This window comes from Cupriavidus phytorum, from assembly GCF_003254285.1.
Taxonomy (GTDB): Bacteria; Pseudomonadota; Gammaproteobacteria; order Burkholderiales; family Burkholderiaceae; genus Cupriavidus; species Cupriavidus phytorum.
In genome coordinates this window covers 1-22,554 of sequence record NZ_QKZN01000004.1, presented here as the reverse complement: position 1 = coordinate 22,554, position 22,554 = coordinate 1, and the positions used below count along the sequence as shown (strand labels likewise).

General features: G+C 67.2%; 20 protein-coding genes and 1 rRNA gene. 7 read left to right on the top strand and 14 right to left on the bottom strand.

What is annotated here, in order from left to right; all coding sequences use genetic code 11:
* Window positions 1-3 precede the first annotated feature (3 nt).
* Window positions 4-432: a division/cell wall cluster transcriptional repressor MraZ gene (gene mraZ, locus C7416_RS11445; RefSeq protein WP_018006227.1), complete on the bottom strand. Its 429-nt coding sequence runs from the start codon at window positions 430-432 to the stop codon at window positions 4-6.
* A 438-nt stretch (window positions 433-870) separates the two neighbouring features.
* A complete protein-coding gene (gene coq7, locus C7416_RS11440; protein WP_111519086.1) occupies window positions 871-1,494 on the bottom strand; it encodes a 2-polyprenyl-3-methyl-6-methoxy-1,4-benzoquinone monooxygenase in 624 nt (207 codons plus the stop codon).
* Window positions 1,495-1,841: 347 nt separating this feature from the next.
* On the opposite strand from coq7, the gene C7416_RS11435 reads away from it, so the two are divergent.
* The 4 genes from C7416_RS11435 to C7416_RS11420 all read left to right on the top strand — a co-directional run bounded on the left by C7416_RS11435 (window position 1,842) and on the right by C7416_RS11420 (window position 5,270).
* Entirely contained in the window at window positions 1,842-2,975 is a 1,134-nt protein-coding gene (locus tag C7416_RS11435; protein WP_111519085.1) for a porin, read from the top strand.
* Window positions 2,976-3,158: 183 nt separating this feature from the next.
* Window positions 3,159-4,160: a Bug family tripartite tricarboxylate transporter substrate binding protein gene (locus tag C7416_RS11430; protein WP_111519084.1), complete on the top strand. Its 1,002-nt coding sequence runs from the start codon at window positions 3,159-3,161 to the stop codon at window positions 4,158-4,160.
* A gap of 163 nt (window positions 4,161-4,323) precedes the next feature.
* Window positions 4,324-4,827, top strand: a complete 504-nt coding sequence (locus C7416_RS11425; protein ID WP_062801825.1) for a MarR family winged helix-turn-helix transcriptional regulator — start codon at window positions 4,324-4,326, stop codon at window positions 4,825-4,827.
* Complete coding sequence (locus C7416_RS11420; RefSeq protein WP_111519083.1) at window positions 4,824-5,270, top strand: hypothetical protein; 447 nt, start codon at window positions 4,824-4,826, stop codon at window positions 5,268-5,270. Before C7416_RS11425 ends, C7416_RS11420 begins: the two co-directional genes overlap by 4 nt.
* Window positions 5,271-5,346: 76 nt before the next feature.
* Here C7416_RS11420 and C7416_RS11415 read toward each other — a convergent pair whose 3' ends face one another.
* The 4 genes from C7416_RS11415 to C7416_RS11400 form a co-directional block, all read right to left on the bottom strand.
* Window positions 5,347-7,029 carry a long-chain fatty acid--CoA ligase gene (locus C7416_RS11415; protein WP_111519082.1) on the bottom strand — a complete coding sequence of 561 codons (1,683 nt, stop codon included), beginning with the start codon at window positions 7,027-7,029 and terminating at the stop codon, window positions 5,347-5,349.
* Between the two features lie 188 nt (window positions 7,030-7,217).
* Window positions 7,218-7,880, bottom strand: a complete 663-nt coding sequence (locus tag C7416_RS11410; RefSeq protein WP_111519081.1) for a TetR/AcrR family transcriptional regulator — start codon at window positions 7,878-7,880, stop codon at window positions 7,218-7,220.
* 68 nt (window positions 7,881-7,948) lie between these two features.
* Window positions 7,949-9,082 carry an aminopeptidase gene (locus tag C7416_RS11405; protein WP_111519080.1) on the bottom strand — a complete coding sequence of 378 codons (1,134 nt, stop codon included), beginning with the start codon at window positions 9,080-9,082 and terminating at the stop codon, window positions 7,949-7,951.
* The gene (locus C7416_RS11400; protein ID WP_111519079.1) at window positions 9,079-11,187 is read right to left on the bottom strand and encodes a molybdopterin-containing oxidoreductase family protein; all 2,109 of its coding nucleotides are present in this window, start codon (window positions 11,185-11,187) and stop codon (window positions 9,079-9,081) included. The genes C7416_RS11405 and C7416_RS11400 overlap by 4 nt, the downstream gene beginning before the upstream one ends.
* A 287-nt stretch (window positions 11,188-11,474) precedes the next feature.
* On the opposite strand from C7416_RS11400, the gene C7416_RS11395 reads away from it, so the two are divergent.
* Window positions 11,475-12,677 (top strand): ABC transporter substrate-binding protein, encoded by a 1,203-nt coding sequence (locus tag C7416_RS11395; RefSeq protein ID WP_111519078.1) that lies wholly within the window; start codon window positions 11,475-11,477, stop codon window positions 12,675-12,677.
* Window positions 12,678-12,702: 25 nt separating this feature from the next.
* Here the strand turns inward: C7416_RS11395 and C7416_RS11390 are convergent, their stop codons facing one another.
* The 6 genes from C7416_RS11390 to C7416_RS28915 all read right to left on the bottom strand — a co-directional run bounded on the left by C7416_RS11390 (window position 12,703) and on the right by C7416_RS28915 (window position 18,665).
* On the bottom strand, window positions 12,703-13,743 hold the full coding sequence (locus C7416_RS11390; protein WP_181461238.1) for an ABC transporter ATP-binding protein: 1,041 nt from the start codon (window positions 13,741-13,743) through the stop codon (window positions 12,703-12,705).
* 26 nt (window positions 13,744-13,769) lie between these two features.
* Entirely contained in the window at window positions 13,770-14,768 is a 999-nt protein-coding gene (locus tag C7416_RS11385) for an ABC transporter ATP-binding protein (protein WP_018003713.1), read from the bottom strand.
* A 14-nt stretch (window positions 14,769-14,782) separates the two neighbouring features.
* On the bottom strand, window positions 14,783-15,715 hold the full coding sequence (locus C7416_RS11380; RefSeq protein WP_062801832.1) for an ABC transporter permease: 933 nt from the start codon (window positions 15,713-15,715) through the stop codon (window positions 14,783-14,785).
* Window positions 15,716-15,718: 3 nt separating this feature from the next.
* On the bottom strand, window positions 15,719-16,696 hold the full coding sequence (locus C7416_RS11375) for an ABC transporter permease (protein WP_012353976.1): 978 nt from the start codon (window positions 16,694-16,696) through the stop codon (window positions 15,719-15,721).
* A 115-nt stretch (window positions 16,697-16,811) separates the two neighbouring features.
* On the bottom strand, window positions 16,812-18,398 hold the full coding sequence (locus C7416_RS11370; RefSeq protein WP_111519076.1) for an ABC transporter substrate-binding protein: 1,587 nt from the start codon (window positions 18,396-18,398) through the stop codon (window positions 16,812-16,814).
* A gap of 66 nt (window positions 18,399-18,464) precedes the next feature.
* A complete protein-coding gene (locus tag C7416_RS28915; RefSeq protein ID WP_146604267.1) occupies window positions 18,465-18,665 on the bottom strand; it encodes a hypothetical protein in 201 nt (66 codons plus the stop codon).
* Between the two features lie 56 nt (window positions 18,666-18,721).
* On the opposite strand from C7416_RS28915, the gene C7416_RS11365 reads away from it, so the two are divergent.
* Complete coding sequence (locus C7416_RS11365) at window positions 18,722-19,915, top strand: M20 aminoacylase family protein (RefSeq protein ID WP_111519075.1); 1,194 nt, start codon at window positions 18,722-18,724, stop codon at window positions 19,913-19,915.
* Between the two features lie 87 nt (window positions 19,916-20,002).
* Window positions 20,003-21,028, top strand: a complete 1,026-nt coding sequence (locus C7416_RS11360; RefSeq protein ID WP_111519074.1) for a DUF2891 domain-containing protein — start codon at window positions 20,003-20,005, stop codon at window positions 21,026-21,028.
* A 21-nt stretch (window positions 21,029-21,049) separates the two neighbouring features.
* Here the strand turns inward: C7416_RS11360 and C7416_RS11355 are convergent, their stop codons facing one another.
* A complete protein-coding gene (locus C7416_RS11355) occupies window positions 21,050-21,991 on the bottom strand; it encodes a DUF3047 domain-containing protein (RefSeq protein ID WP_111519073.1) in 942 nt (313 codons plus the stop codon).
* Between the two features lie 283 nt (window positions 21,992-22,274).
* Window positions 22,275-22,387, bottom strand: a 5S ribosomal RNA gene (gene rrf, locus C7416_RS11350).
* Window positions 22,388-22,554 lie beyond the last annotated feature (167 nt).

The window sequence follows — 22,554 nt, the reverse complement described above, 5'->3', positions numbered from 1 at the left end:
TCTTCAGAAAGAGAAATTCTTCAATGCTTCGGGCATGCCCTGCGCCATCGCCTGCTGTTCCTTGGCGGCGTAGGTTGCGGCATCCCACACTTCGAAATGGCTGCCCATGCCGAGCAGCATGACTTCCTTGTCGAGCATGGCGGCACTGCGCAGCTCCGGTGCGATCAGCACCCGGCCTGCGCCGTCCATTTCCACGTCGGCGGCGTTGCCCAGGAAGATGCGCTTCCACCAGTGCGCATCCATCGGCAGCGCTGCAATGCGCGTGCGGAAATTTTCCCACTCGGGCCGGGGAAACAGCAGCAGGCAGCCATCCGGGTGCTTGGTCAGCGTCACCCGGCCCTCGGCCTGCTGTTGCAGCGCTTCGCGATGCCGCGACGGAATCGACATCCGCCCCTTGGCATCCAGCGACAGCGCCGATGCTCCCTGAAACAAGCTAGCTCCCGGTCCACGCCGGCCCTGCGAATGGTTCGCCGGCCGGCCTGCGCGTGAATCCTTCCGTTCCGACGATGGTGAGAATCATCCCATCCCCGGGGCCCAATTTCACACAAAAATACACTTCCTCACACTATTTCCCACTTTAGAGGAAGCGATATGGGCGGTCAAGGCTGCAGGAGGGGCAGCAAACGAGATTTTTTTTAATCAGAACAATGACTTAGCGCGCACACCTCACGCACCGGAAAAGTGAATCCTTAATGAAATGAAGATCTTAGGGAGGAAAGCAGAGAAACCACCTGAGAACCACTTGCGGAAGAACTGCCGACCGCGCGGGAAAGACCTGTCCCGGCGCGCGCCCCGAGGATACAACAATTGCCCGCCAGCCCTGCTGAATTCAGGGCTGGGCGGCAGACGCCCGATCCCGCGCGGCGGACCTCAGATGCGGTAGGCGGCGGTGGTCATCACGCGCGAGGCGCCGCGCATCAGCGCCCGCACCGGCGCGGGCAGGGGCATGCCGCCGGCCTCGCGCGCGGCGTCGCCATGGCGGATCTCGTCGTCGCGCATCTGCTCGAGGATGGCGCGCGAGCGCCCGTCGGACTCGGGCAGGCGGTCCAGGTGCCCGCCGAGGTGGTGCTCGACCTGGCGCTCGGTCTCGGCAACGAAGCCCAGGCTGACGCGATCGCCCGCGCGGCCTGCGACCCAGCCGATGGCGAAGGCGCCGGCGTACCAGAGCGGATTGAGCAGGCTCGGACGCGAGCCCAGCTCGCGCAGGCGCTCGGCGCACCAGGCCAGATGGTCTTCCTCTTCGCGCGCGGCGGCGTCCATCTGCGCGCGCACCGCGCCGTTGCGCGCGGTCAGCTTCTGCGCCTGGTACAGGGCCTGGGCGCAGACCTCGCCGACATGGTTGATGCGCATCAGGCCGGCCACATGGCGGCGCTCGTCGGCGCTCATCTGTTCGGTGTCAGGCGCCAGCCGGTCAGCCGGGTTGGCGCGCGCCGAGCGCGTGGCGCCGGCAATGGCGCGCAGGGCCACGTCGAATTCTTTGATCAGGGTATCCATGTCGCAGAGGCGGTTGGAATCGGTGCCCGGGCCAGCCCCCGCCAGGGTACGGTGCGCGGCCGCGGTGCGGCATGGCGGGGCACGGCGGGGCGCCATCGGGATTACCCGTATTGTAGCTTGCCTCTAATCGCCGCCAGCCCGCATCCCGCCTTGCATTGATACGCCCGGCTACTCAGAAACCCTGAGTTGTTAAAACAAGACAAGGGGTTGGGCCCCAATGGTGAACGAAAAGTTGTTTGTTACAGTACTTCGCAACTTCCAAGGAAGTTTGACGCACGGGAGATGGAGACCATCAGGAGGTTCTCCCGCGCCGTCACCAATAATTCTTACAGTGGAGATCAACGAGCATGAAGAAATCGCTTCTGGCGCTGGCAGCGCTTGGCGCATTTGCTGGGGCGGCGCAGGCCCAATCGAGCGTGACCCTGTACGGTGTGGTCGATGCCAACATCGAATACGTGAGCAACATGTCCAGCGTCACGCCGTCGCTCGCCAACGGCCTGGCCGTCGGCCCGGCGGAAAACGTCTTCCGGCTGACCTCGGGCGGCCTGTCCGGTTCGCGTTGGGGCCTGCGCGGCGTGGAAGACCTTGGCAGCGGCATGAAGGCGCTGTTCGTGCTCGAAAGCGGTTTCGGTCTCGATGATGGCAGGTCCCAGCAAGGCGGCCGCCTGTTCGGTCGTCAGGCTTATGTCGGCCTGGAAAGCGCCCAGGTTGGCCGTTTCACCTTCGGTCGCCAGTACACCACGCTGTTCGACATGATGGCCAACTTCTCGCCGACCGGCTACGCCACCCAGTATGAGCCGGTGGTGGCGCAGCTGGGCCTGAACTTCCGCTCGGACAACACCGCCAAGTACACCGGCAAGTTCGGCCCGGTCACGGCGATCGCCCACTGGTCGTTCGGCAACGGCGTTGCCGGCGGCGGCGAGGTCCCGGGCCAGTTCCGCCGCGACACCGGCTACGGTGCCGGCCTGGCGTGGGCAGCAGGTCCGTTCGGCATTTCGGCGGCCTACGACCAGTACAACCCGACCCTGAACGCCGCCGGCGGCACCGGCGACTTCAAGAAGGCGGCCGTCGCCGCCAGCTACGCCTTCGGCCCGGCCAAGCTGATGGCCGGCTACCGTTGGGGCATGAACAAGGCCGCCAACGACAACACCATCCTGAAGGACAACTACTACTGGGTCGGTGCCAACTACCAGGTCACCCCGGCGCTGGGCCTGACGCTCGCCTACTTCTACGACGACGTCAAGAACCTGAACCTGGCCGCAACCGGGACCACCAACAACATCAAGAACCCCTGGCAGATCTCGTTCGTCGCCGACTACAACCTGTCCAAGCGCACCGACGTGTACCTGACCACCGCCTACGCGAAGAACGCCGGCGTCAACTTCGACACCTCGGCCATCAGCTTCGCCAACGGCTACTTCCTGGGCACCGGCAAGGACAACATGGTCGGCGTCGCGCTGGGCATCCGCCACAAGTTCTGATCCGCCTGATCCGCCTTTCCGGGCCGATCCTGCAAGGCACCTTCGGGTGCCTTTTTTCATGGGCCGGCACGGCGCGCGAACGCCATAGGGCATCACCTCATCGGCGCCGCCGCGGGTGCCGACTAGAATGCACTGACCATACGCACCGTGGACTATCCAGCGGGCCACACCAGGAGACCAAGCATGCAACCCACTCGCCGGCGCGTCGTTGCGCTGCTGCTGTCCGCCAGCCTCGGCGCGCTTGCCAGCCAGCCGGCGCTGGCCGCCGACCCGTATCCGGCCAAGCCGATCCGCCTGGTGGTGCCCTTCGCTGCCGGCGGTACCACCGACATCCTGGCGCGCGCGGTGGCGGCCGAACTGGGCAAGCTGCCCGGCTGGAACGTGGTGGTCGACAACAAGCCCGGCGCCGGCGGCAATATCGGCGCCGACATCGTCGCCAAGGCCGCGCCTGACGGCTACACGCTGCTGATGGGCACGGTCGGTACCCATGGCATCAACCAGTCGCTGTACGGCAAGCTGCCGTTCGACCCGATCAAGGACTTCGCGCCGATCACCGAGGTGGCGGCGGTGCCCAACGTGCTGGTGCTCAATCCTGCGTTTGCGCAGCAGAACAAGATCGACAGCGTCAAGGACCTGATCGCCTATGCGCGCGCCAACCCCGGCAAGATCAACATGGCCTCGAGCGGCAACGGCACCTCGATCCACCTGGCCGGCGAGCTGTTCAAGACGCAAACCCGGACCTTCATGGTGCACTTCCCGTACAAGGGCAGCGGTCCCGCGCTGACCGACCTGGCGGGCGGCACCATGCAGGTGATGTTCGACAACCTGCCGTCGTCGATGGCGCTGATCAAGAGCGGCAAGCTCAAGGCGCTGGCGGTGACCAGCGCCAAACCGTCGCCGGCGCTGCCGGGCGTGCCGACCATCGCCCAGGCGGCCGGCCTGCCGCAATACGAGGCCAGTTCCTGGTTCGGCATGCTGGCGCCGGCGGGCACGCCGCCGGAGGTGATCCAGCGCATCCAGCAGGAAGTGGCCAAGGCGCTGGGCGCCCCGGCCGTGCGCGAGCGGCTGCAGGCGCAGGGCGCCGAGCCGGTCGGCAACACGCCCGAGCAGTTCGCCGCCTTCATTCGCGCCGAAACCACGAAATGGGCCAAGGTGGTCAAGGATTCGGGCGCCAAGGTGGATTGACGCCGGATCGCGCTGGATCGGCTTGAATTGATCGCCGGCAGGGCCGCTGCGCTTATCGGGTATCTATCGCGCATATACTTGAGGCATCAAATGTCGGCCGCCCGCAGCGTGGGCGGCCTCGGCGGCGCTTGCCGCACACCTGCCACCCCGGGCCGCACCGAAGATGCCAAACCTGTCTCCTGCGGCCGGCGCCGAGAGCGCGCCGGTCGACCTCGAAACCCGCGCCGACCACACCGAGCACGAGGCCCTGCGGCTGTGGCTGCGGCTGCTGACCTGCACCAACCTGATCGAAGCCGATATCCGCTCGCGGCTGCGCCAGGACTTCGCCTGTACTTTGCCCCGCTTCGACCTGATGGCGCAGCTCGACCGCCACCCCGAAGGGCTCAAGATGGGCGAACTGTCGCGCCGCATGATGGTGACCGGCGGCAACGTTACGGGCATCACCGACCAGCTGCAGCAGGAAGGGCTGGTCTCGCGCGAAGCCCTGCCCACCGATCGGCGCGCCTATCTGATCCGCCTGACGCCGGCCGGGCGCGCCGCGTTCTCGCGCATGGCGCGCGCGCATGAGGACTGGATCGGGCAACTGTTCTCGGGCCTGGCCGAGACCGACCGGCGCGCCTTGTTCCGACTGCTTGGCCGGCTCAAATCCGGCCTGATCTCGCCATGAAACCGCTTGCCATCCTTACCCTGTGCGCCGTGCTGCCGGTGCTGGCCGCCTGCAGCAGCACGCCGCCGCCACCGCAGGTCACCCCGGTGAACGCCACCATCAAGCTCGGCCGCGTCACCGAAAGAGTGTTCCTGACCCGGCTGGACGTGGCCCAGGTGCCTTCCTACTACGGCGGCGGCACCAGCGTCGGCGTGGGTGCTGCCAGTGGCGGCCACGGCGGCGGGGTCGGCGTGGGCTTCGCCTTCGACCTGAGCCGGCTGTTCAACAAGCCGGCGCCGGTGCAGCAGGTGGACCTGTTCCAGTACAAGGTGCGCACGCTGGACGGCGCGATGGTATCGGCCAACGCGCCGGCGGCACCGGGGCTGGAGCCGGGCGCCTGCGTGCGCGTGATCTACCCCGACGGCGGCCAGGAGGCGCGCCTGGCGCCGTCGAACGAGTGCTGAGCCTGAATGGCCCCGCCTGAACGCACAACGGCCTCCGAGGAGGCCGTTGTCGTTTGCCGTGGCGGGAGGACCGCGATCAGGCTGCCGCGCGGCTGTCGCGCAGTTCGCGGCGCAGGATCTTGCCGACGTTGGTCTTCGGCAACTCGGTGCGGAACTCGACGTACTTGGGCCGCTTGTAGCCGGTCAGGCGCTCCTTGCAGAATTCGATCACGTCGGCCTCGGTCAGCGCCGGGTCCTTCTTCACCACGAACAGCTTGACCACCTCGCCCGAGTGCGTGTCCGGCACGCCGACCGCCGCCACTTCGAGCACGCCCGGGCATTCCGCCACCACGCCTTCGACTTCGTTCGGATAGACGTTGAAGCCCGACACCAGGATCATGTCCTTCTTGCGGTCGACGATCTTCGTGTAGCCGCGCTCGTCCATCACGCCGATGTCGCCGGTCTTGAAGAACCCGTCCGCGCTCATGACCTTGGCGGTCTCGTCCGGGCGGTTCCAGTAGCCGGCCATCACCTGCGGGCCGCGGATGCAGATCTCGCCGGGCTGGCCCAGCGGCACGTCGTTGCCGTCGTCGTCGCGGATCACGACTTCGGTCGACGGCAGCGGCATGCCGATGGTGCCCGAGAACGCATCGGTGTCGGTCGGGTTGCAGGTGGCCGACGGCGAGGTCTCGGACAGGCCGTAGCCCTCGATGATGGGGCAGCCGGTCTTGGCCAGCCATTGCTTGGCCACCGCCTCCTGCACCGCCATGCCGCCGCCGTTGGCGACGCGCAGGCCGGAGAAGTCGACCTTGCCGATCTCCGGGTTGTTGAGCAGCGCGTTGTACAGCGTGTTGACGGCCGGGAACATGTTGAACTTGTACTTCTGCAGTTCCTTGATGAAGCCCGGGATGTCGCGCGGATTCGGGATCAGCACGCTGGTACCGCCGCTGCGCATGCCCAGCAGGCAGCAGACCGTCAGCGCGAAGATGTGGTACAGCGGCAGCGCCGTGATGGTGATGGGCTGGTCGATATGGGCGCCCTTGTTCAGCGCCGGCTGCATCCATGCCTCGGACTGCAGCACGTTGGCGACCACGTTCCGGTGCAGCAGCACCGCGCCCTTGGACACCCCCGTGGTGCCGCCGGTGTACTGCAGGAAGGCGATGTCGTCGGGGCCGGTGGTGGCCGGCTGCAGCGCCAGCTTGCGGCCTTCGGCCAGCACGCTGTTGAAGCGCACGCAGTTGGGCAGTTCCCATGCCGGCACCATCTTCTTGACGTTGCGCACGACGAAATTGACGATCGCGCCCTTCAGCCCGCCCAGCATGTCGCCCATACTGGCCACCACCACGTGCTTGACCGGGGTCCGGGGCAGCACCTGCTGCAGTGTCGCGGCGAAGTTCTCCAGGATCACGATGGCTTCGGCGCCGCTGTCCTTGAGCTGGTGCTCGAGCTCGCGCGGGGTATAGAGCGGGTTGACGTTGACCACCACGAATCCCGCGCGCAGCACCGCGGCCAGCACCACCGGGTATTGCAGCACGTTGGGCATCATGATCGCCACGCGCGCGCCGGGACGCAGCCCGCGCGACTGCAGCCATGCGGCAAAATGGGTCGAGAGCCGGTCCAGTTCACCGTAGGTGATGGCCTTGTCCATGCAGATAAAGGCCTTGCGGTCGGCATAGCTGTGGAAAGACGCCTCGAGCAGCGCAGCGAGCGAGCGGAACTGGCTGGCATCGATCTCGGCAGGCACGCCGGCCGGGTAGTGTTTCAGCCAAATTCTTTCCATAGCACCGTCTCCTGAATTTCTGAATGGTCGTTCGATTTTTCCGAGATGCTAAACGTGCGCCCCGGTTAAAACAACAACTTAGACGAAGTCCTCAGGGGCGTCCGCCTATCCTTTGCACCCATGGCGAGCATTATGCGCCACCGATCGGACATAGGCAGCGGGATAACCCCTAGGTGCCCGCGCCGCGCTCAACCGTCGCTGGGCAGCACCAGCTTCATCATGCTGGCTGCGAGTTCCTGCGCCAGGATTTCAGGGTCGGTGCGCCCGGGTTCGTGCCAGGTGTAAAGGAACCCGACCACACTGCCGATCGCATGCGCGGTCACGCGCGCGTCGCCAAAGGCGAACACGCCTTCGCGCTTGCCTTCCTCCAGTAGCGCATAGAGGTCGCGATAGAAATCCCGTGCCATGCTGTCGAGCCATGACACGGTGTCCGGGCGCAGGTACTGCCGGTCGCGGAAGCTCAGCGTGGCCGGCACGTGGCAAGCGATGCAGCGCCGCGCCATCTCCAGCAGGCAGGCATGCAGGCGGGGCTGCACGGGTTGCGCCGGGTCCGCGGTCTCGCGGATCACGGGCAGGCAGGTCTGGGCCGACTCGCGGCACAGGATGTCGAAGATCTCGTACTTGTCGGTGAAGTAGTAGTAGACCGCCGGCTTGGTCACGCCCAGCGCGCGGCACAGGTCGTTCATGGTCATGCCGGGGTAGCCCTTGCTGTAGAACAGCTGCGCGGCGGTATCGAGGATCTGCCGGCGGCGCGCCTCCTGGCGCTCGGCGATATGCGCGCGGGCCGGCTGGGGCTCCGTGGGCGCGCCCGACGGCGGGGCCAGCGGTTCGGATCTGGGAGCAATCGACATGACGGCATTCTCGCACGCGGCGCGGGGAGCGCAGCACCGTGGTTTCCCGCCCAGGGACTGCCTGCGGCCTAGTTGACGGCGGCCTTGGCGCCCGCGGTCAGCGTGTCGGTGCGGGTCGCCGGCGGCGCCAGCCGGCGCAATGCCGCCTCGCGCTCGCGCGCGGGCAGCGCGCCGATGCGGCGCGCCTCGTCGTAGAAGCGCTGCCAGTCGCCGTCGCAGCGCGCCAGCAACGCGGTAAACGCCGGCACCCATTGCTGGTAGGTCGCCACCGCGGCCAGGTGGGCGTTGGTCAGCGGCTGGTCGAACCAGCGGTCATAGCCGCTGTAGCCGCCCCACTCCGCGCGCAGCCGGGCATAGCCGGCGCGCAGGTCGGCAAAGATCTTCGCCTTGCCCTCGCGCTTGGCGGCGTCGTCGAGGGGGGTCTGGTACAGCGCCACCAGCCGGTCGCGCGTGCCCAGCAGCAGCGCGCGGAACTGCTGGCGCCGGGCATCGTACTGGCGATAGCTGGTACGCGCGTCCTCCGACGCATCCTGGTCCAGCCAGCGCTCCACGCCGGCCGCTTCGACCGCGGTGGCGAAGGACTCGTTGAACGCGGTGTCGTTGCGCACGTACACCACCTGGTGCGCCAGTTCATGAAAGATCAGCCGCGCCAGCTCGCCCTCGGGCAGGTAGACGAAAGTGTTGAGCAGCGGGTCGTCGAAATAGCCCAGCGTCGAATAGGCGGGGACGCCGGCCACATAGGTCTCGAGCCCGTCGCGGCGCAGGCCTTGCGCGTACTGCTCGGCGTCGGACTGGGCGTAGTAGCCGCGGTAGCTGATGCAGCCGACGATGGGGAAGCACCACTTGCGCAGCTCCATCGACAGCTCCGGCGTGGCGAACACGCTCCACACCACATAGGGCCGGTGCAGGTTGGCGTAGCGGCGGTAGCTGCCGTTGTCGGGCAGCTTCAGCTCGCGCGAGGCGAAGTCGCGCATGCGGCCGGCCAGCGCCAGCCGCTGGGCCAGGCGCGCATCGTTGGCGTCGCGCGCGCTGGCGATCGCGTCGGTCAGCGGCTGCGCCTGGGCCATCACGCCAAGATGGCCGCCGATCGACTGCGCGTAGTAGCCGACCGCCTCGCATCCCGCCGTCAGCAGCACCAGGGCCGACAGCGCCGCCGCCCCAACGAGTGCCGCCCAGCCGCGGCGGGCGCGCGGCCGCGTCATGCCGCCTCGACTGCCCCTTGCGCGCAGGCTTCGACCTGCACCAGGCAGTCGTAGAACACCGGCGCGCGGCCCAGGTCGGTCAGGCGCTGGCTGGTCAGCTCATTGGCGTTCTTGCCGTCGGATGCAAGCTTCTTCCACCAGATCGACAGCCCCACCACCAGGCCGCGCCGGGCGCGATCGGTCACGCGCGCGCGCGCCACCATGCTGCCGCGGTCATTGAAGGCCCGCACCAGCGCGCCGTGCACGATGCCGCGCTCCGCGGCGTCGGCCGGATGGATGTCCAGGTGCGGCTCGCCCTCGGTGGCGCGCAGGCTGTCGACGTTGACGAACGAGCTGTTAAGGAAATTGCGCGCCGGCGGCGAGATCATCGCCAGCGGATAGCGTGCCGCCAGTTCCGGCGCGGTCTGCGGCGCTTCATACTGCGGCACGTAGTCGGGCAGCGGGTCGAAGCCGTCGCGCGCCATCGGCTCGGAATAGAACTGGCACTTGCCCGATGCCGTGGGGAAGCCGCCCTCGGCGAACGGCGCCGCCGGCAGCGCCAGCTTCTGCCAGCCCTGCGCTTTCAGCGACTCCCAGCTGATGCCGGCCGCGCGCGCATCGTCCGGCAGGATCGCCTGCGCGGCGATGGCCTCGTCGCTGTCGGCAAAGCAGGCCTCGGTAAAGCCCATGCGCTGCGCCAGCCGGCGGAAGATCTCGGTGTTGGGCAGGGCCTCGCCCAGCGGCGCGATGGCGGCGTTGTTGGCCAGGAAGTAGGTATGGCCGTAGGCCTTGTGCACGTCGGTATGCTCGAGCTGCGTGGTCGCGGGCAGGATGATGTCGGCATAGTCGGCGGTGTCGGTGCGGAAATGCTCGAGCACCACCGTGAACAGGTCCTCGCGCGCGAAGCCCGCGGCGACCCTGCCGGACTCCGGCGCCACCGCGACCGGGTTGCTGTTGTAGACCACCACCGCCTCGATGCGCGGCGCGCCGGGCGCACCCTCGGCCAGCAGGGCATCGCCGATGGTGCTCATGTTGACCAGGCGCGGCAGTTGTTGCGGCCATCCCGGCAGCAGGTCCGGCCGCTGCAGCGCGGCTTCGTTGATCGGGAAGAAACCCGAGGTCGACAACTGCAGCCCACCCGCCGGATGGCGCCACGCGCCCACCAGCGATGGCAGGCACGCCACCGCGCGCACCGCCTGGCCGCCGCCGTGCACGCGCTGCATGCCGTAGTTCAGCCGGATCGCCACCGGCTGGCGCTCGCGCACCGCGAGCTGGCCGTAGAGTCCGGCCAGCCATTCGATGTCCTCGACCGGGATGCCGCAGATCCCGGCGGCGCGCGCCGGCGGATAGGCCTGCGCGCGCTCGCGCAACGCCTCGAAGCCAACCGTGTGGCGTTCGATGTAGTCGTGGTCGAGCAGTCCGTCGCGGATCAGCACGTGGATCATCGCCAGCGCCAGCGCGCCGTCGGTGCCGGGCATCGGCGCGATATGGCGGTGGCACTTCTCGGCGCTGAGCGAGCGGTACGGGTCGATCGCCACCAGCGTGGCGCCGCGCCGCTTGGCCTCCTGCGCGCGGGTCCAGAAGTGCAGGTTGGAGGCAATCGGGTTGCCGCCCCAGATGATCACCAGCCTGGCATCGACCACGTGCTCCATGTCCATGCCCACGCTGGCGCCGTAGGTGTAGCGCAGCGCGGTGGCGCCGGCGCTGGCGCAGATGGTGCGGTCCAGCCGCGACGCACCCAGCTTGTTGAAGAAGCGCGCGGCCATGCTCTCGCCCTGCACCAGCCCCATGGTGCCGGCATAGCTGTACGGCACGATCGCCTGCGGATCGCGTGCGGCGATCGCCTGCAGGCGGGTGGCGATGGTATCGAGCGCCTCATCCCACGAGATCGGCGCGAACTTGCCCTCGCCTTTCTTGCCGACGCGCTTCATCGGCGTCAGCAGGCGGTCCGGGTGGTAGGTTCGCTCGGTGTAGCGCGACACCTTGGTGCAGAGCACCCCCTGCGTGCCGGGATGGTCGGGGTCGCCCGCTACCTTGACGGCGCGGCCGTCCTCGACGGTGACGAGCAAGGCACAAGTATCGGGGCAGTCATGCGGGCAGGCGGCGCGGACGATGCGGGAAGCCATGGGGTCTCCGGGCGGGGCTGTGTTGTTTTCGTTCGGTCGTACGGAACGGGAGATGCCGGCGCAGGCCGCGGATAGCAGCGCCTGCGTCGCGCCGGCCGGCGGCGCATCCCCCGGGCGTGCGGGGCGACGGCGGGGAGTATCTCGTCCCGATTGTATTCGATTATGATGTGCCGGCGCGCTCGCGGCACAGACCGGGACGCGCACCATGCCGCACGATCCAGCAGCTCGCCGGCGCAGACCGGCCAACGCGGCGAACGGGTAACCGAACCATCATTCGCGGGGGGTTTATGTCTTTCCGATCCGGGGTCAATGGCCGGCTTGCCGGCCTGCTGGTGGCGTGCGCCATCGGCACGGGCGGCGCGTCCTGCGCCGTCTTGGCGGCGAACACCGCAACCACTACTGCCACATCCGAGCAAGGCGTCACCGCCGACACCATCCTGCTGGGCCAGTCCGCCGCGCTGACGGGCCCGACCGCCGTACTCGGCAAGCAGATGAACTCGGGCGCGCGGCTGTATTTCGACCACATCAACCAGCAGGGCGGCATCCACGGGCGGAAGATCCGGCTCGAGGCGCTGGACGACTACTACGAACCCGAACCGGCGGCCAAGAACACGAAGAAGCTGATCGAAGAGGATCGCGTCTTTGCCCTGTTCGGCTATGTCGGCACGCCCACCAGCCAGGCCGCGCTGCCGCTGGCAATCCAGGCCCGGGTGCCGTTCTTCGGTCCGTACACCGGCGCGCAGTCGCTGCGCGAGCCGCGCAGCCGCTATGTGTTCCATGTGCGCGCCGGCTACAACGAGGAAACCGCGGCCATCCTGCGCCAGATCCAGACCACCGGGCTCAAGCGCGTGGCCGTGGTCTACAACGAGGATGCCTACGGCAAGGCCGGCCTGGACGGGCTCGAGCGCGCGCTCAAGGCCGCGCCCGACAGTGGTGTGCAGATCGTCGCGCGCGAGCCGGTGGTGCGCAACACGACCGAGATCGGCGACGCCATGCAGGGCTCGATGAAGGCGAAGCCCGACGCGGTGGTGATGATCAGCGCCTACCGCACCGCCGGCGCGTTCGTGAAGGAAGCGCTGCGCCGCGGCTATAACGGCCAGTTCTACAACGTCTCCTTCGTCGGCACGCAGGCGCTGGCCAACGTGGTCGGCGCGCAGGGCAGCGGCGTGATCATCTCGCAGGTGATGCCCCACCCGGGCAACGCCACGCTGCCGATCGTGCGCGAATACCTGCGCCTGCTGCAGGCTGCCGGCAAGCCCAGCGAATTCGACTACGCCAGCATCGAAGGCTTCATCGCCGCCAAGACCTTCACCGAAGGCCTGCGCCGCGCGGGCAAGGACCTGACGCGCGAGAAGCTGGTGACCGCACTGGAATCGATGCGCAACTACGATCTGGGCGGGTTTATCGTCAACTTCACGCCGGAGAACCATGTCGGCTCGAAGTTCGTGGAGATGACGATCATCAATTCGAAGGGGCAGGTGATTCGGTGAGGCGCGCCCCCGCGATTTGCAAGCCCTATTTCATGTCATTCAGGTGGCATGCCGAGAACCGCAGCGGCGCAATCTCCTTGAGCAGCGGCTGCTCTACGCGGCAACGCGGCATCGCGTGCGGGCAGCGCGGATGAAAATGGCAGCCGCTTGGCGGGTGCAGCGGCGACGGAATCTCGCCGCGGATCGCGACGTAGTTCTTGCGCGCCACCTCCAGCTTGGGCGCTTCCGCCAGCAACGCCTGCGTATAGGGATGGTTGGGCGCGGCGAACACATCCTCGGTCGGCGCGGATTCGACCACCCGTCCCAGGTACATGATCACCACCCGGTCGCTGATGTGCTTGACCACGCCCAGGTCGTGGCTGATGAACAGGTAGGTCAGGTTCAGCTCTTCGCGCAGGCGCATGAACAGGTTCAGCACCTGGGCCTGGATCGACACGTCAAGCGCCGCCACCGATTCGTCGCAGACCAGGAACTCGGGCTTCACCGCGAGCGCGCGCGCAATGCCGATGCGCGCGCGCTGCCCGCCGGAGAACTGGTGCGGGAAGCGGCGCAGCACGGTCGGGTCCATGCCGACGCGAACCAGCATGTCCTCGACATAGCCCTTCTGCGCGCCGCGCCCGACCATGCCGTGCACCACCGGCGCCTCGCCGACGATGTCGAGCACGCGCAGCCGCGGGTTCAGCGAGGCATACGGATCCTGGAAGATCATCTGGATCGCCAGTTGCTTCTCGCGGCGCTTGTCGGGCGGCAGGTGGTCCAGGTTGGTGCCGCGCCACAGCCGTTCGCCCTCGGTCAGCGAGTGCAGGCCCACGGCCATGCGGCCGAGCGTGGACTTCCCGCAGCCGGATTCGCCCACCAGCCCCACCACCTCGCCGGCGCGGATGCTCAGGTCGACCCGGTCCACCGCATGCACCACCTCTTCGCGCGCATGCGCGCCGAACAGGTTGGCGATGCGCGCGGCGGCATCGAGTGACTTGACGAAGCGCTTGGACACGCCGCGCAGTTCAAGGATCGGCGCAGCGGGCGTGGCGCCTGCTTGTTCGGTCGGTTCGGCCGGTTCGGTCATCGGGCGGGATTGCAGTGCAGTGGCGTTCATGCCGCCTCCTGGTTGGCCAGCACCGGATGGAAGCAGCGCAGGCGGCGCCCGTCCGCGGCGGTTTCCAGCGGGGGTTCGGTCTTGCAGGCCGCGGTCGCATAGGGACAGCGCTCGCGGAACGAGCAGCCGCCCGGCAGGTTCAGCAGCGATGGCGTCATGCCCGGGATCTGCCGCAGCGGCGCGCCGCGCGGATTGCGCGACGGCGCCGAGCTGATCAGCCCGTGCGTGTAGGGATGCTCGGGGTGCTCCAGCACCTGGCGCACGTCGCCCGCCTCGACAATCTTGCCGGCGTACATCACGCAGACGGAATCGGCCAGCCCCGCCACCACCGACAGGTCGTGCGTGATCCAGATCAGCGCCGTGCCGGACTCGCGGCACAGGGTCTGCATCTCGTACAGGATCTGGCCCTGGATGGTGACGTCGAGCGCCGTGGTCGGCTCGTCGGCAATGATCAGGTCGGGCTTGTTCAGCAGCGCCGTGGCGATCGCCACACGCTGGCGCATGCCGCCCGAGAACTGGTGCGGATACGCCTGCAGCCGCTCGTCCGGCGACGGTATGCCGACCCGCGCCAGCGCATTGCGCGCGCGCTCGCGCGCCACCGCCTTGCTCACGTTCTCATGCGCCAGCACCGCCTCGATCATCTGCGTGTCGATGCGCAGCACCGGGTTCAGCGTCATCATCGGATCCTGGAAGATCATGGCGATGCGGTTGCCGCGCACGTCGCGCTGCTGCGCCGGCGTAAGCGCGCGCAGGTCGCGCGTGACGCCGTCGCGGCTGGTCAGCGCAATGCGTCCGTCGACGATCTTCCCAGGCGGATCGATCAGGCCCATGATCGAGTAGCCGGTCATGGACTTGCCCGAGCCGGACTCCCCCACCAGCCCCATGATCTCGCCGCGGCCCACGGTGAAGGACACGTCGTCGACGGCCCGGGCGATGCCGCCGCGCGTATAGAAATGCGTTTTCAGGTGTTCGACCACCAGCGTCGGTTGTGCCATCTTGCGCTCCCCGGTTATTGCGTCTGCAGGCGCGGGTTCAGCACATCGCGCAGCTGGTCGGCGACCAGGTTCATTGCCACGATGGTGACCACCAGCGCGATGCCCGGGAAGAAGCTGATCCAGTACTTGCCCGACAGCATGTACTGCTGGCCGTTCGAGATCAGCGAACCGAGCGACGGCTCGGTGATCGGCACCCCCAGCCCGAGGAACGACAGCGTCGCCTCCAGCGTGATCGCCGAGGCCACCTGCAGCGCCGCGATCACGATCAGCGGCGGCAGGCAGTTGGGCAGCAGGTGGCGGAACATGATGCGCGCGGGCGGCAGGCCCAGGCAGGTGGCGGCTTCGATGTACTCCTTGCGCCGTTCGACCAGCGCGGCGCTGCGCGTGGTGCGCGCGTAGTAGGCCCACTGCACCGCCACCAGCGCGATCACGATATTGCCCAGCCCCGGGCGCAGGAAGGCCAGCAGGATCAGCGCCAGCAGGATCGGCGGGAACGACAGCTGCAGGTCCGCCACGCGCATGATGAAAGCCTCGGTGCGCCCGCCCAGAAAGCCGGCCAGCAGGCCCAGCGTGGCGCCCAGCAGCAGCGCGATCAGGGTGCTGACCACGCCCACGCCGATGCTGATGCGCAGCCCGTACATCACCGCCGACAGGATGTCGCGGCCCTGCTCGTCCGAGCCCAGCAGGAAGGTCATGCCGCTGCCGGCCTGCTCGCCCGGCGCCAGGCGCGCGTCGAGCACGTCCAGCGTGGCCAGGTCATACGGGTTCTGCGGCGCCAGCCACGGCGCGAAGATGGCGATCAGGATGATCGTCACCAGCGTGGCCAGCCCGGCCACGGCGATCTTGCTGGCGAAGAACTCGGCGGCAAAGCGCCGCCAGGGGGACTGCTCGCGCGCCGCGGCGCGCGGCGGCGTCTTGTCTTCGGGTTCGACGGTGACAGCGGTCATGGCTCAGCCCTTGTTGTCGGCAATGCGCACGCGCGGATCGAGCATGCTGTAGATGATGTCCACCACCAGGTTGATCAGGATGAACAGCGTCACGATCACCATCAGGTAGGCGACGATCACCGGCCGGTCCAGCAACTGGATCGAATCGATGATGAGCTTGCCCATGCCGGGCCAGGCGAAGATGGTCTCGGTCACGATCGCAAAGGCGATGATCGAGCCGAACTGCAGCGCGATCACGGTGACGATCGGGATCAGGATGTTCTTCAGCACATGCACGCCGACGATGCGGGTGTTGGACAGCCCCTTGGCGCGCGCGAACTTGACGTAGTCCTGCAGCATCGCCTCCTGCGTGCCGGCGCGCGTGAGCCGGATCACCATGGCGATGTTGAGCAGCGACAGCGTCACGGCCGGCAGGATCAGATGGCGGATGCCGTCCGCGGTCAGGAAGCTGAGCGGGATGCCCAGCACGCGCACGGTCTCGCCGCGGCCGTTGGACGGCAGCCAGCCCAGCTGCACCGCGAACACCATGATCAGCATCAGCCCGACCCAGAAGGTGGGCAGCGAGAAGCCCAGGATCGACACCGTCATGATCGACTTGCCGGCAATGCCCTTGGGCCGCAGCCCGGCCCACAGGCCCAGCGGGATGCCCAGCACGATCGCCAGCAGGATCGCGCAGACCGCCAGCTCCATGGTCGCGGGCATGCGCTCGAAGATCAGCTTGAGCGCCGGCGTGCCATGCGCGAACGAGGTACCGAGGTTGCCTTGCAGCGCATTCTGCAGGAAGACCCAGTATTGCTCCCACAGCGGCTTGTCCAGGCCCAGCGCCGCGATGGTGCGCTTGATGTCCTCCTGGTCGGCCTGCGGGTTGATCAGGATGTCGACGGGATTGCCGATGGCAAAGACGCCGAGGAAAACCAGCAGCGACATGACGAAGAGCACGACCACGCTCTGCATCAGGCGCCGGATGATAAAGACCAGCATATTCAGACCACTATCCTTTCGCGCGGGAATGCGCACGCCGCCCGGGAGCGCGTGGCGCTTCCAGGCGGCGCGGCAGCCATGCGCGGCACCGCGAACTCAGCAGCAGGCAGCCTGCTTACTGGGGCTTGAAATTATGCGCGTACGTGCGCTCGTCGGTGCGCGGCACGTAGACGATGCCCTTCTGCGTGGCCCAGGTGGTCACCTGCTGGTGGATCGGGATGATACCGCCATCGTTGATCGCGATCGCGGTGGCTTCCTGCAGCAGCTTGGAGCGCTCGGTGTCGTCCACCGTCGACAGCGCCTTTTCCAGCACCACGTCCATCTTCGGGTTGCAGTACTCGCCCCAGTTGGTGGTGCCGAAGCCCTTCTTGCTGTCTTCGCACGCCAGCAGCGCGCGCAGCGGCGAGCTGACCTCGCCGGTCTGCGCGCCCCAGCCGAGCAGGCCGAACGACCACTCGTGCTTGATGCCCTTGGACGAGTACGTCGCCATCGGCATGCCCTCGACCTTGGTCGAGATGCCGATGCGGGTCAGGTTCTGCGCGATGGTCTGCGCGATCTTCTCGTCGTTGACGTAGCGGTTGTTGGGCGTGTGCAGCGTCACGCCGAAGCCATTGGGGAAGCCCGCCTCGGCCAGCAGCTTCTTGGCGCCCTCGGGGTCGTACTTGACCGTCTTCAGGTTGGGGTTGTAGCCGAACAGCGTGGGCGGCACCAGGTTGTTGGTCGGCTCGGACAGGCCTTCCATCAGCCGGTCCTTGATGCCCTGCCGGTTGATCGCCATGCTGATGGCATTGCGCACGCGCGTGTCCTTCAGCGGGTTCTTGTCCAGCGGCGCGCCTTCCTTGGTGGTGACGTAAGGCGACTTGTCGCGCTTGGCATCGAAATACAGGTAAATCACGCGGTGCGAGATCTTGGAGAAGAACGCCAGCTTGGGATCCTTGCGCACCTTGGGCAGGTCGGGCGTGGGGACGTTCTCGATGGCCTGCACATCGCCCGACAGCAGCGCCGCCAGGCGCGTCGCCGGGTTGGGGATGAAGCGCAGCGTGACCTTGTCCCAGGCCGGCTTGTTGCCCCAGTAATCGTTGTTGCGCACCAGCTCGACCCGGTCATCGCGCGCATAGCTGACGAACTTGAACGGGCCGGTGCCGACCATGCCCTTGCCCTGCGCGAAGTCATCCGAGCCCAGGCCCTGCGTGGCCTTCTTCTGCACGATGAAGATCGAGGTCAGGTCGTTCAGCATCAGCGGATACGGCTGGCTGGTGGTGAGCTGGATGGTGTGCTTGTCGATGATCTTCTTGTTGACGATCGCCTTGGTGTAGACGTCGAACTTGCCCGGGCTGTTCTGGATCGTGGCGGGACGGTCGAGCGACCAGATCACGTCCTCGGCGGTCAGCTCGGAGCCGTCGTGGAACTTCACGCCCTTGCGGATCTTGAATTCCCAGGTGAGGTTGTTGACCAGCTTCCACGACTCGGCCAGGCCCGGGATGATGCGGCTGTCCGGGTCCATCTTGGTCAGCGAGTCGAAGATATGCTCGGAAACGTTGATGTTGGAGAACAGGTTGTAGAAGTGCGGATCCATCGAGGTCGGCGGCGAACTCATGGCCAGTTTGAGGTCCGCGGCCTGGGCGGTGCCGGCCAGCGCGAGGCCAAGGGCCCCCGCCACCGCCACCGCGCCAATTGCCTTCTTGAAAGTGCGAAGGGACATCGCGCAATTCTCCCTGTAGGAAGTGAAGCAGACGTTTTAGGATCGGCAATGCGCGCGCGCAGCGGGTCACGAGCGGCGCTGCTTTTTGGTGCGATGGGGCATCACAAAGCGACGGTATTGCCGGCCGGGCACTTCAAGCATGAACTGTTCCAGCAGTGCACATGCCAGGGCAATGCGGGGAAACCCACCCGCGCCGGCATATTGCGCTGCGCCAAGGCGGCGAGCGCGCAGCAAATCGCCGCGTTTTGGCGCTTTCGCGACAGGCATCGTATGATCCGGGTATCCCATTGCTAACGCCTTCGACCCCAAGGCCGCCCGGCATCATGAAGCTGATCCCCGAAATCCTGCAGGCACAAGCCGAAATCCGCGCGATCCGGCGCGACATCCACGCCCATCCCGAACTCTGCTTCGAAGAGCAGCGCACCGCCGACGTGGTCGCGCGCAACCTGGAAGCGTGGGGCATCGAAGTCCACCGCGGGCTCGGCACCACCGGCCTGGTCGGCGTGATCCGCAACGGCAGCAGCCCGCGCACCATCGGCCTGCGCGCCGACATGGACGCATTGCCGCTGCAGGAGGCCAACACCTTCGAGCACCGCTCGCAGCACACCGGCAAGATGCATGCGTGCGGCCACGACGGCCACACCGCGATGCTGCTGGGCGCGGCGCGCTACCTGGCGCAGCACAAGCCCTTCGACGGCACCGTGCACCTGATCTTCCAGCCGGCCGAGGAAGGCGGAGGCGGTGCGCGCGAGATGATCAAGGACGGCCTGTTCGAGCGCTTTCCATGCGACGCGGTGTTCGGCGTGCACAACTGGCCGGGCATGCCGATGGGCGCCTTCGGCACGCGCGCGGGCCCGCTGATGGCCTCGAGCAACGAGTTTCGCATCGTCGTGCGCGGCAAGGGCGCGCATGCGGCCATGCCCAACAACGGCAACGACCCGGTGTTCACCGCGGCGCAGATCGTGTCGGCGCTGCAGGGCATCATCACGCGCAACAAGCGCCCCATCGATACCGCGGTGATCTCGGTGACGCAGTTCCATGCCGGCGATGCCACCAACATCGTGCCGGACCAGGCCTGGATCGGCGGCACCGTGCGTACCTTCACGGTGCCGGTGCTGGACCTGATCGAGCGGCGCATGGAAGAGGTGGCGCGCGCGGTGGCGTCGGCATTCGACTGCACCGTCGAATACGAATTCCACCGCAACTACCCGCCCACCATCAACAGCGAGGCCGAGACCGGCTTTGCCGCCGCGGTCGCCGCCGAGCTGGTCGGGCCGGACAACGTCGACAGCAACGTCGAGCCCACCATGGGCGCCGAGGATTTCTCGTTCATGCTGCAGCACAAGCCGGGCTGCTACCTGTTCCTGGGTAATGGCGACGGCGGCCATCGCGATGCCGGCCATGGCATCGGGCCTTGCATGCTGCACAACCCCAGCTACGATTTCAACGACGAACTGCTGCCGGTCGGCTCGACCTTCTTCGTACGGCTGGTGGAGAAGTGGCTCGCACCTGCCTGATGGCAGGTAGCTGATGGCATAGACCAGAGCGTGCCCGAGCACGCCTGCCTGAGCAGGGCAATACGATCACAAAGGGGAGCTTCGGCGATGGGGCGTTCGGCGCTGGATCGCGAGACCGCGCGCAGCTTTGCGCGCGTGGCGCTGGAGAATATCCTGCGCCGTTATCCGTACAAGCTGGACCACATGATGGCGGGCGCCGGCGATCTCGCCGGACCGGCCGCCTGGCATCCGGTGTTTTGCGGCAGCTACGACTGGCACTCCAGCGTGCATATGCACTGGCTGCTGGTGCGGCTGCTGGCACTGCACCCGGACCTCGAGGAAGCGCCGCGCATCCGCGCCATGCTGGATGCCCAGCTGCGGCCGGACGCGATGGCCGCCGAACTCGCGTATTTCCGCCGGGCCGACTCACGCACCTTCGAGCGCCCCTACGGCTGGGGCTGGATGCTGAAACTGCAGGCCGAACTGCTGGCGCTGGCCCGGCACGACCCGCATGCCAGCGTCTGGGCCGAAGCCTGCGCGCCGCTGGCCTCGCATCTCTCGCAGCAACTGGCGGAATTCCTCGATGCGGCAGCGTTCCCGGTGCGCACCGGCACCCACTACAACAGCGCCTTCGCGCTGGTCATGGCGCTGGCCTATGCGCGCACGCACCAGGACCTGGCCTTGCGGCGCGCCATCGTAAGGCGTGCCCACCGCTGGTTCGGCCACGACCAGAAGTATCCGGCCCGCTACGAGCCCGGCGGCGACGAGTTCCTGTCCGGTGGGCTGACCGAAGCCGTGCTGATGCACGCCGTGATGGACGGTTGCGCGTTCTCGGAATGGTGGGAGTTGTTCGTGCCGGGCCAGGCCGAGTTGGCCAACTGGCTGACACCGGTGACGGTGACCAACCGCAATGACCCCAAGGCTGCGCACCTGGACGGACTGAACCTGTCGCGCGCCTGGTGCTGGCGCCTGCTGGAGCCCGCCCTGCCCGAACCGCTGCGGCCGCTGGCGATCCGCGCGTGGTCGGACCATATCGAGGCATCGCTGCCCCAGGCGGTGGAGGGCGAGTATGTGTCCACGCACTGGCTGGCCTCGTTCGCGGTGCTCGCGCTGGCCGAGCCGATCGGCGGCTGAGGGCGCCGCCGGCGCGACAACCTAGTCCAGCGCGATGTCGCCGTACCAGGCTTCGGCCTTGCTCTTGGTATTGTCGGTATCGGTCATGATGCCGACCGCGATGACGCGGCCGGGGTCGGTCCCGAATGCCTTGCGGTAGTCGGCGCGCAGATCGCGCTCGTGGCAACGCCACTCATTGGCGTGCTTCATGCCGCTATCCACCACGATCATACGCACGCGATCGGTATGCGGGTTCTTCACCACCGCGCCTTCCGCGCGCTGGCCGCCCCAGATATACATCAGCGTGGCGTACGGCATCTCGCGCCCGGTGGTCAGGCGCGCCATCTCGTACATCAACTGGTCCTTGAGCGGCAGCGCCCCCTTGTCGCCATCGAAGGCCACGAACAGTCGCAGCGGCGAGTCTTCGCGCGGGCCATGGCTGTTGTCGGCGTTGCGGATGATGCCGCTGGTCTTCCAGGTCCAGCGCAGCATGCCGGCATCGCGCTCGCGCAGCGGCACGTAAAGTCCCGAGGCCGAACTGTCGGCCTTGGCGTGCACCACGACGCGTTGGTCGACCTCGGCCATCGAGTATGTGGTGGGAATCTTGTTGCGGTTGATGGTCCACGGCTGCCAGCCTACGGGCAGCTGGTTGCCGCGTGGCGAAACCGAAAACAACGGCAGCGTGGCAAAGGTGGGTGGCGAGGCGTCGGCGGGCTCGCCATCGTCCCCGGCCTCCTCGGCGCCGGTGTTGGCGGCGGCCAGGGCGTCGGGCTCGTTCACCGCGGTATCGGCCTGCGCCGCCGCGTGGGCAGCCATGCGCTCTGTGAAGGCCTGGCAATCGATGGCTGAGCTGGAGGCGCTCGGGACAGTGGGGGCCGGATCGCCTTTCGACGCGGTCGGTTCAGGGGGAGTGGAAGCGCACCCTGCCAGCAGTAGCGCGCCGGCGGCGCCAGTCAAAACCAGCCGAAACCTCTTGGCCGTCATGTAACCCCTCGAAACCCGAAATCACGGACCCGCTCTGTCGGCATCGGCCCGCTTTATTGCTCACTGCTTGCTGCAAACGCGTGTTGCAACCGCCTTCGTGCCACCCGTGGGCACTTGAGGGTCGAACATAGCAGAAGCCGGACGAGGCCGGAATGCGCCCCGACCCGCAATGCAGCATGAAAACAACGGGGACCGGCATGCCAGGGAACGGCACGGCGATTGCGCCGCGCCAAAGACAAAACCCCTCGCAGCACACGCTGTCGAGGGGTTTTGCAGTATAAGAGCCTGGCGATGACCTACTTTCACACGGGAATCCGCACTATCATCGGCGCGGAGCTGTTTCACGGTCCTGTTCGGGATGGGAAGGGGTGGTTCCAGCTCGCTATGGTCACCAGGCATGAGGGGTTGTGGCGCTGTCGGGTTGGGACAGCGTCACGAATCGGGATGTAGTTGGGGTTGTGCGTATCTGGCACAGACACGATCACACACACCAGGTGAAACACACTGGTTATAGGATCAAGCCTTACGGGCAATTAGTACTGGTTAGCTTAACGCATTACTGC

Coding starts and splice junctions, on each gene's coding strand:
- C7416_RS11360 (WP_111519074.1), top strand. CDS start 20,003: ATGGGGCGTTCGGCGCTGGATCGCGAGACCGCGCGCAGCTTTGCGCGC.
- C7416_RS11405 (WP_111519080.1), bottom strand. CDS start 9,082: ATGACGCGGCCGCGCGCCCGCCGCGGCTGGGCGGCACTCGTTGGGGCG.
- C7416_RS11355 (WP_111519073.1), bottom strand. CDS start 21,991: ATGACGGCCAAGAGGTTTCGGCTGGTTTTGACTGGCGCCGCCGGCGCG.
- C7416_RS11400 (WP_111519079.1), bottom strand. CDS start 11,187: ATGGCTTCCCGCATCGTCCGCGCCGCCTGCCCGCATGACTGCCCCGAT.
- C7416_RS11380 (WP_062801832.1), bottom strand. CDS start 15,715: ATGACCGCTGTCACCGTCGAACCCGAAGACAAGACGCCGCCGCGCGCC.
- C7416_RS11435 (WP_111519085.1), top strand. CDS start 1,842: ATGAAGAAATCGCTTCTGGCGCTGGCAGCGCTTGGCGCATTTGCTGGG.
- C7416_RS11410 (WP_111519081.1), bottom strand. CDS start 7,880: ATGTCGATTGCTCCCAGATCCGAACCGCTGGCCCCGCCGTCGGGCGCG.
- C7416_RS11365 (WP_111519075.1), top strand. CDS start 18,722: ATGAAGCTGATCCCCGAAATCCTGCAGGCACAAGCCGAAATCCGCGCG.
- C7416_RS11370 (WP_111519076.1), bottom strand. CDS start 18,398: ATGTCCCTTCGCACTTTCAAGAAGGCAATTGGCGCGGTGGCGGTGGCG.
- C7416_RS11390 (WP_181461238.1), bottom strand. CDS start 13,743: ATGACCGAACCGGCCGAACCGACCGAACAAGCAGGCGCCACGCCCGCT.
- C7416_RS11375 (WP_012353976.1), bottom strand. CDS start 16,696: ATGCTGGTCTTTATCATCCGGCGCCTGATGCAGAGCGTGGTCGTGCTC.
- C7416_RS11420 (WP_111519083.1), top strand. CDS start 4,824: ATGAAACCGCTTGCCATCCTTACCCTGTGCGCCGTGCTGCCGGTGCTG.
- C7416_RS11415 (WP_111519082.1), bottom strand. CDS start 7,029: ATGGAAAGAATTTGGCTGAAACACTACCCGGCCGGCGTGCCTGCCGAG.
- C7416_RS11430 (WP_111519084.1), top strand. CDS start 3,159: ATGCAACCCACTCGCCGGCGCGTCGTTGCGCTGCTGCTGTCCGCCAGC.
- C7416_RS28915 (WP_146604267.1), bottom strand. CDS start 18,665: ATGCCTGTCGCGAAAGCGCCAAAACGCGGCGATTTGCTGCGCGCTCGC.
- coq7 (WP_111519086.1), bottom strand. CDS start 1,494: ATGGATACCCTGATCAAAGAATTCGACGTGGCCCTGCGCGCCATTGCC.
- C7416_RS11395 (WP_111519078.1), top strand. CDS start 11,475: ATGTCTTTCCGATCCGGGGTCAATGGCCGGCTTGCCGGCCTGCTGGTG.
- C7416_RS11425 (WP_062801825.1), top strand. CDS start 4,324: ATGCCAAACCTGTCTCCTGCGGCCGGCGCCGAGAGCGCGCCGGTCGAC.
- C7416_RS11385 (WP_018003713.1), bottom strand. CDS start 14,768: ATGGCACAACCGACGCTGGTGGTCGAACACCTGAAAACGCATTTCTAT.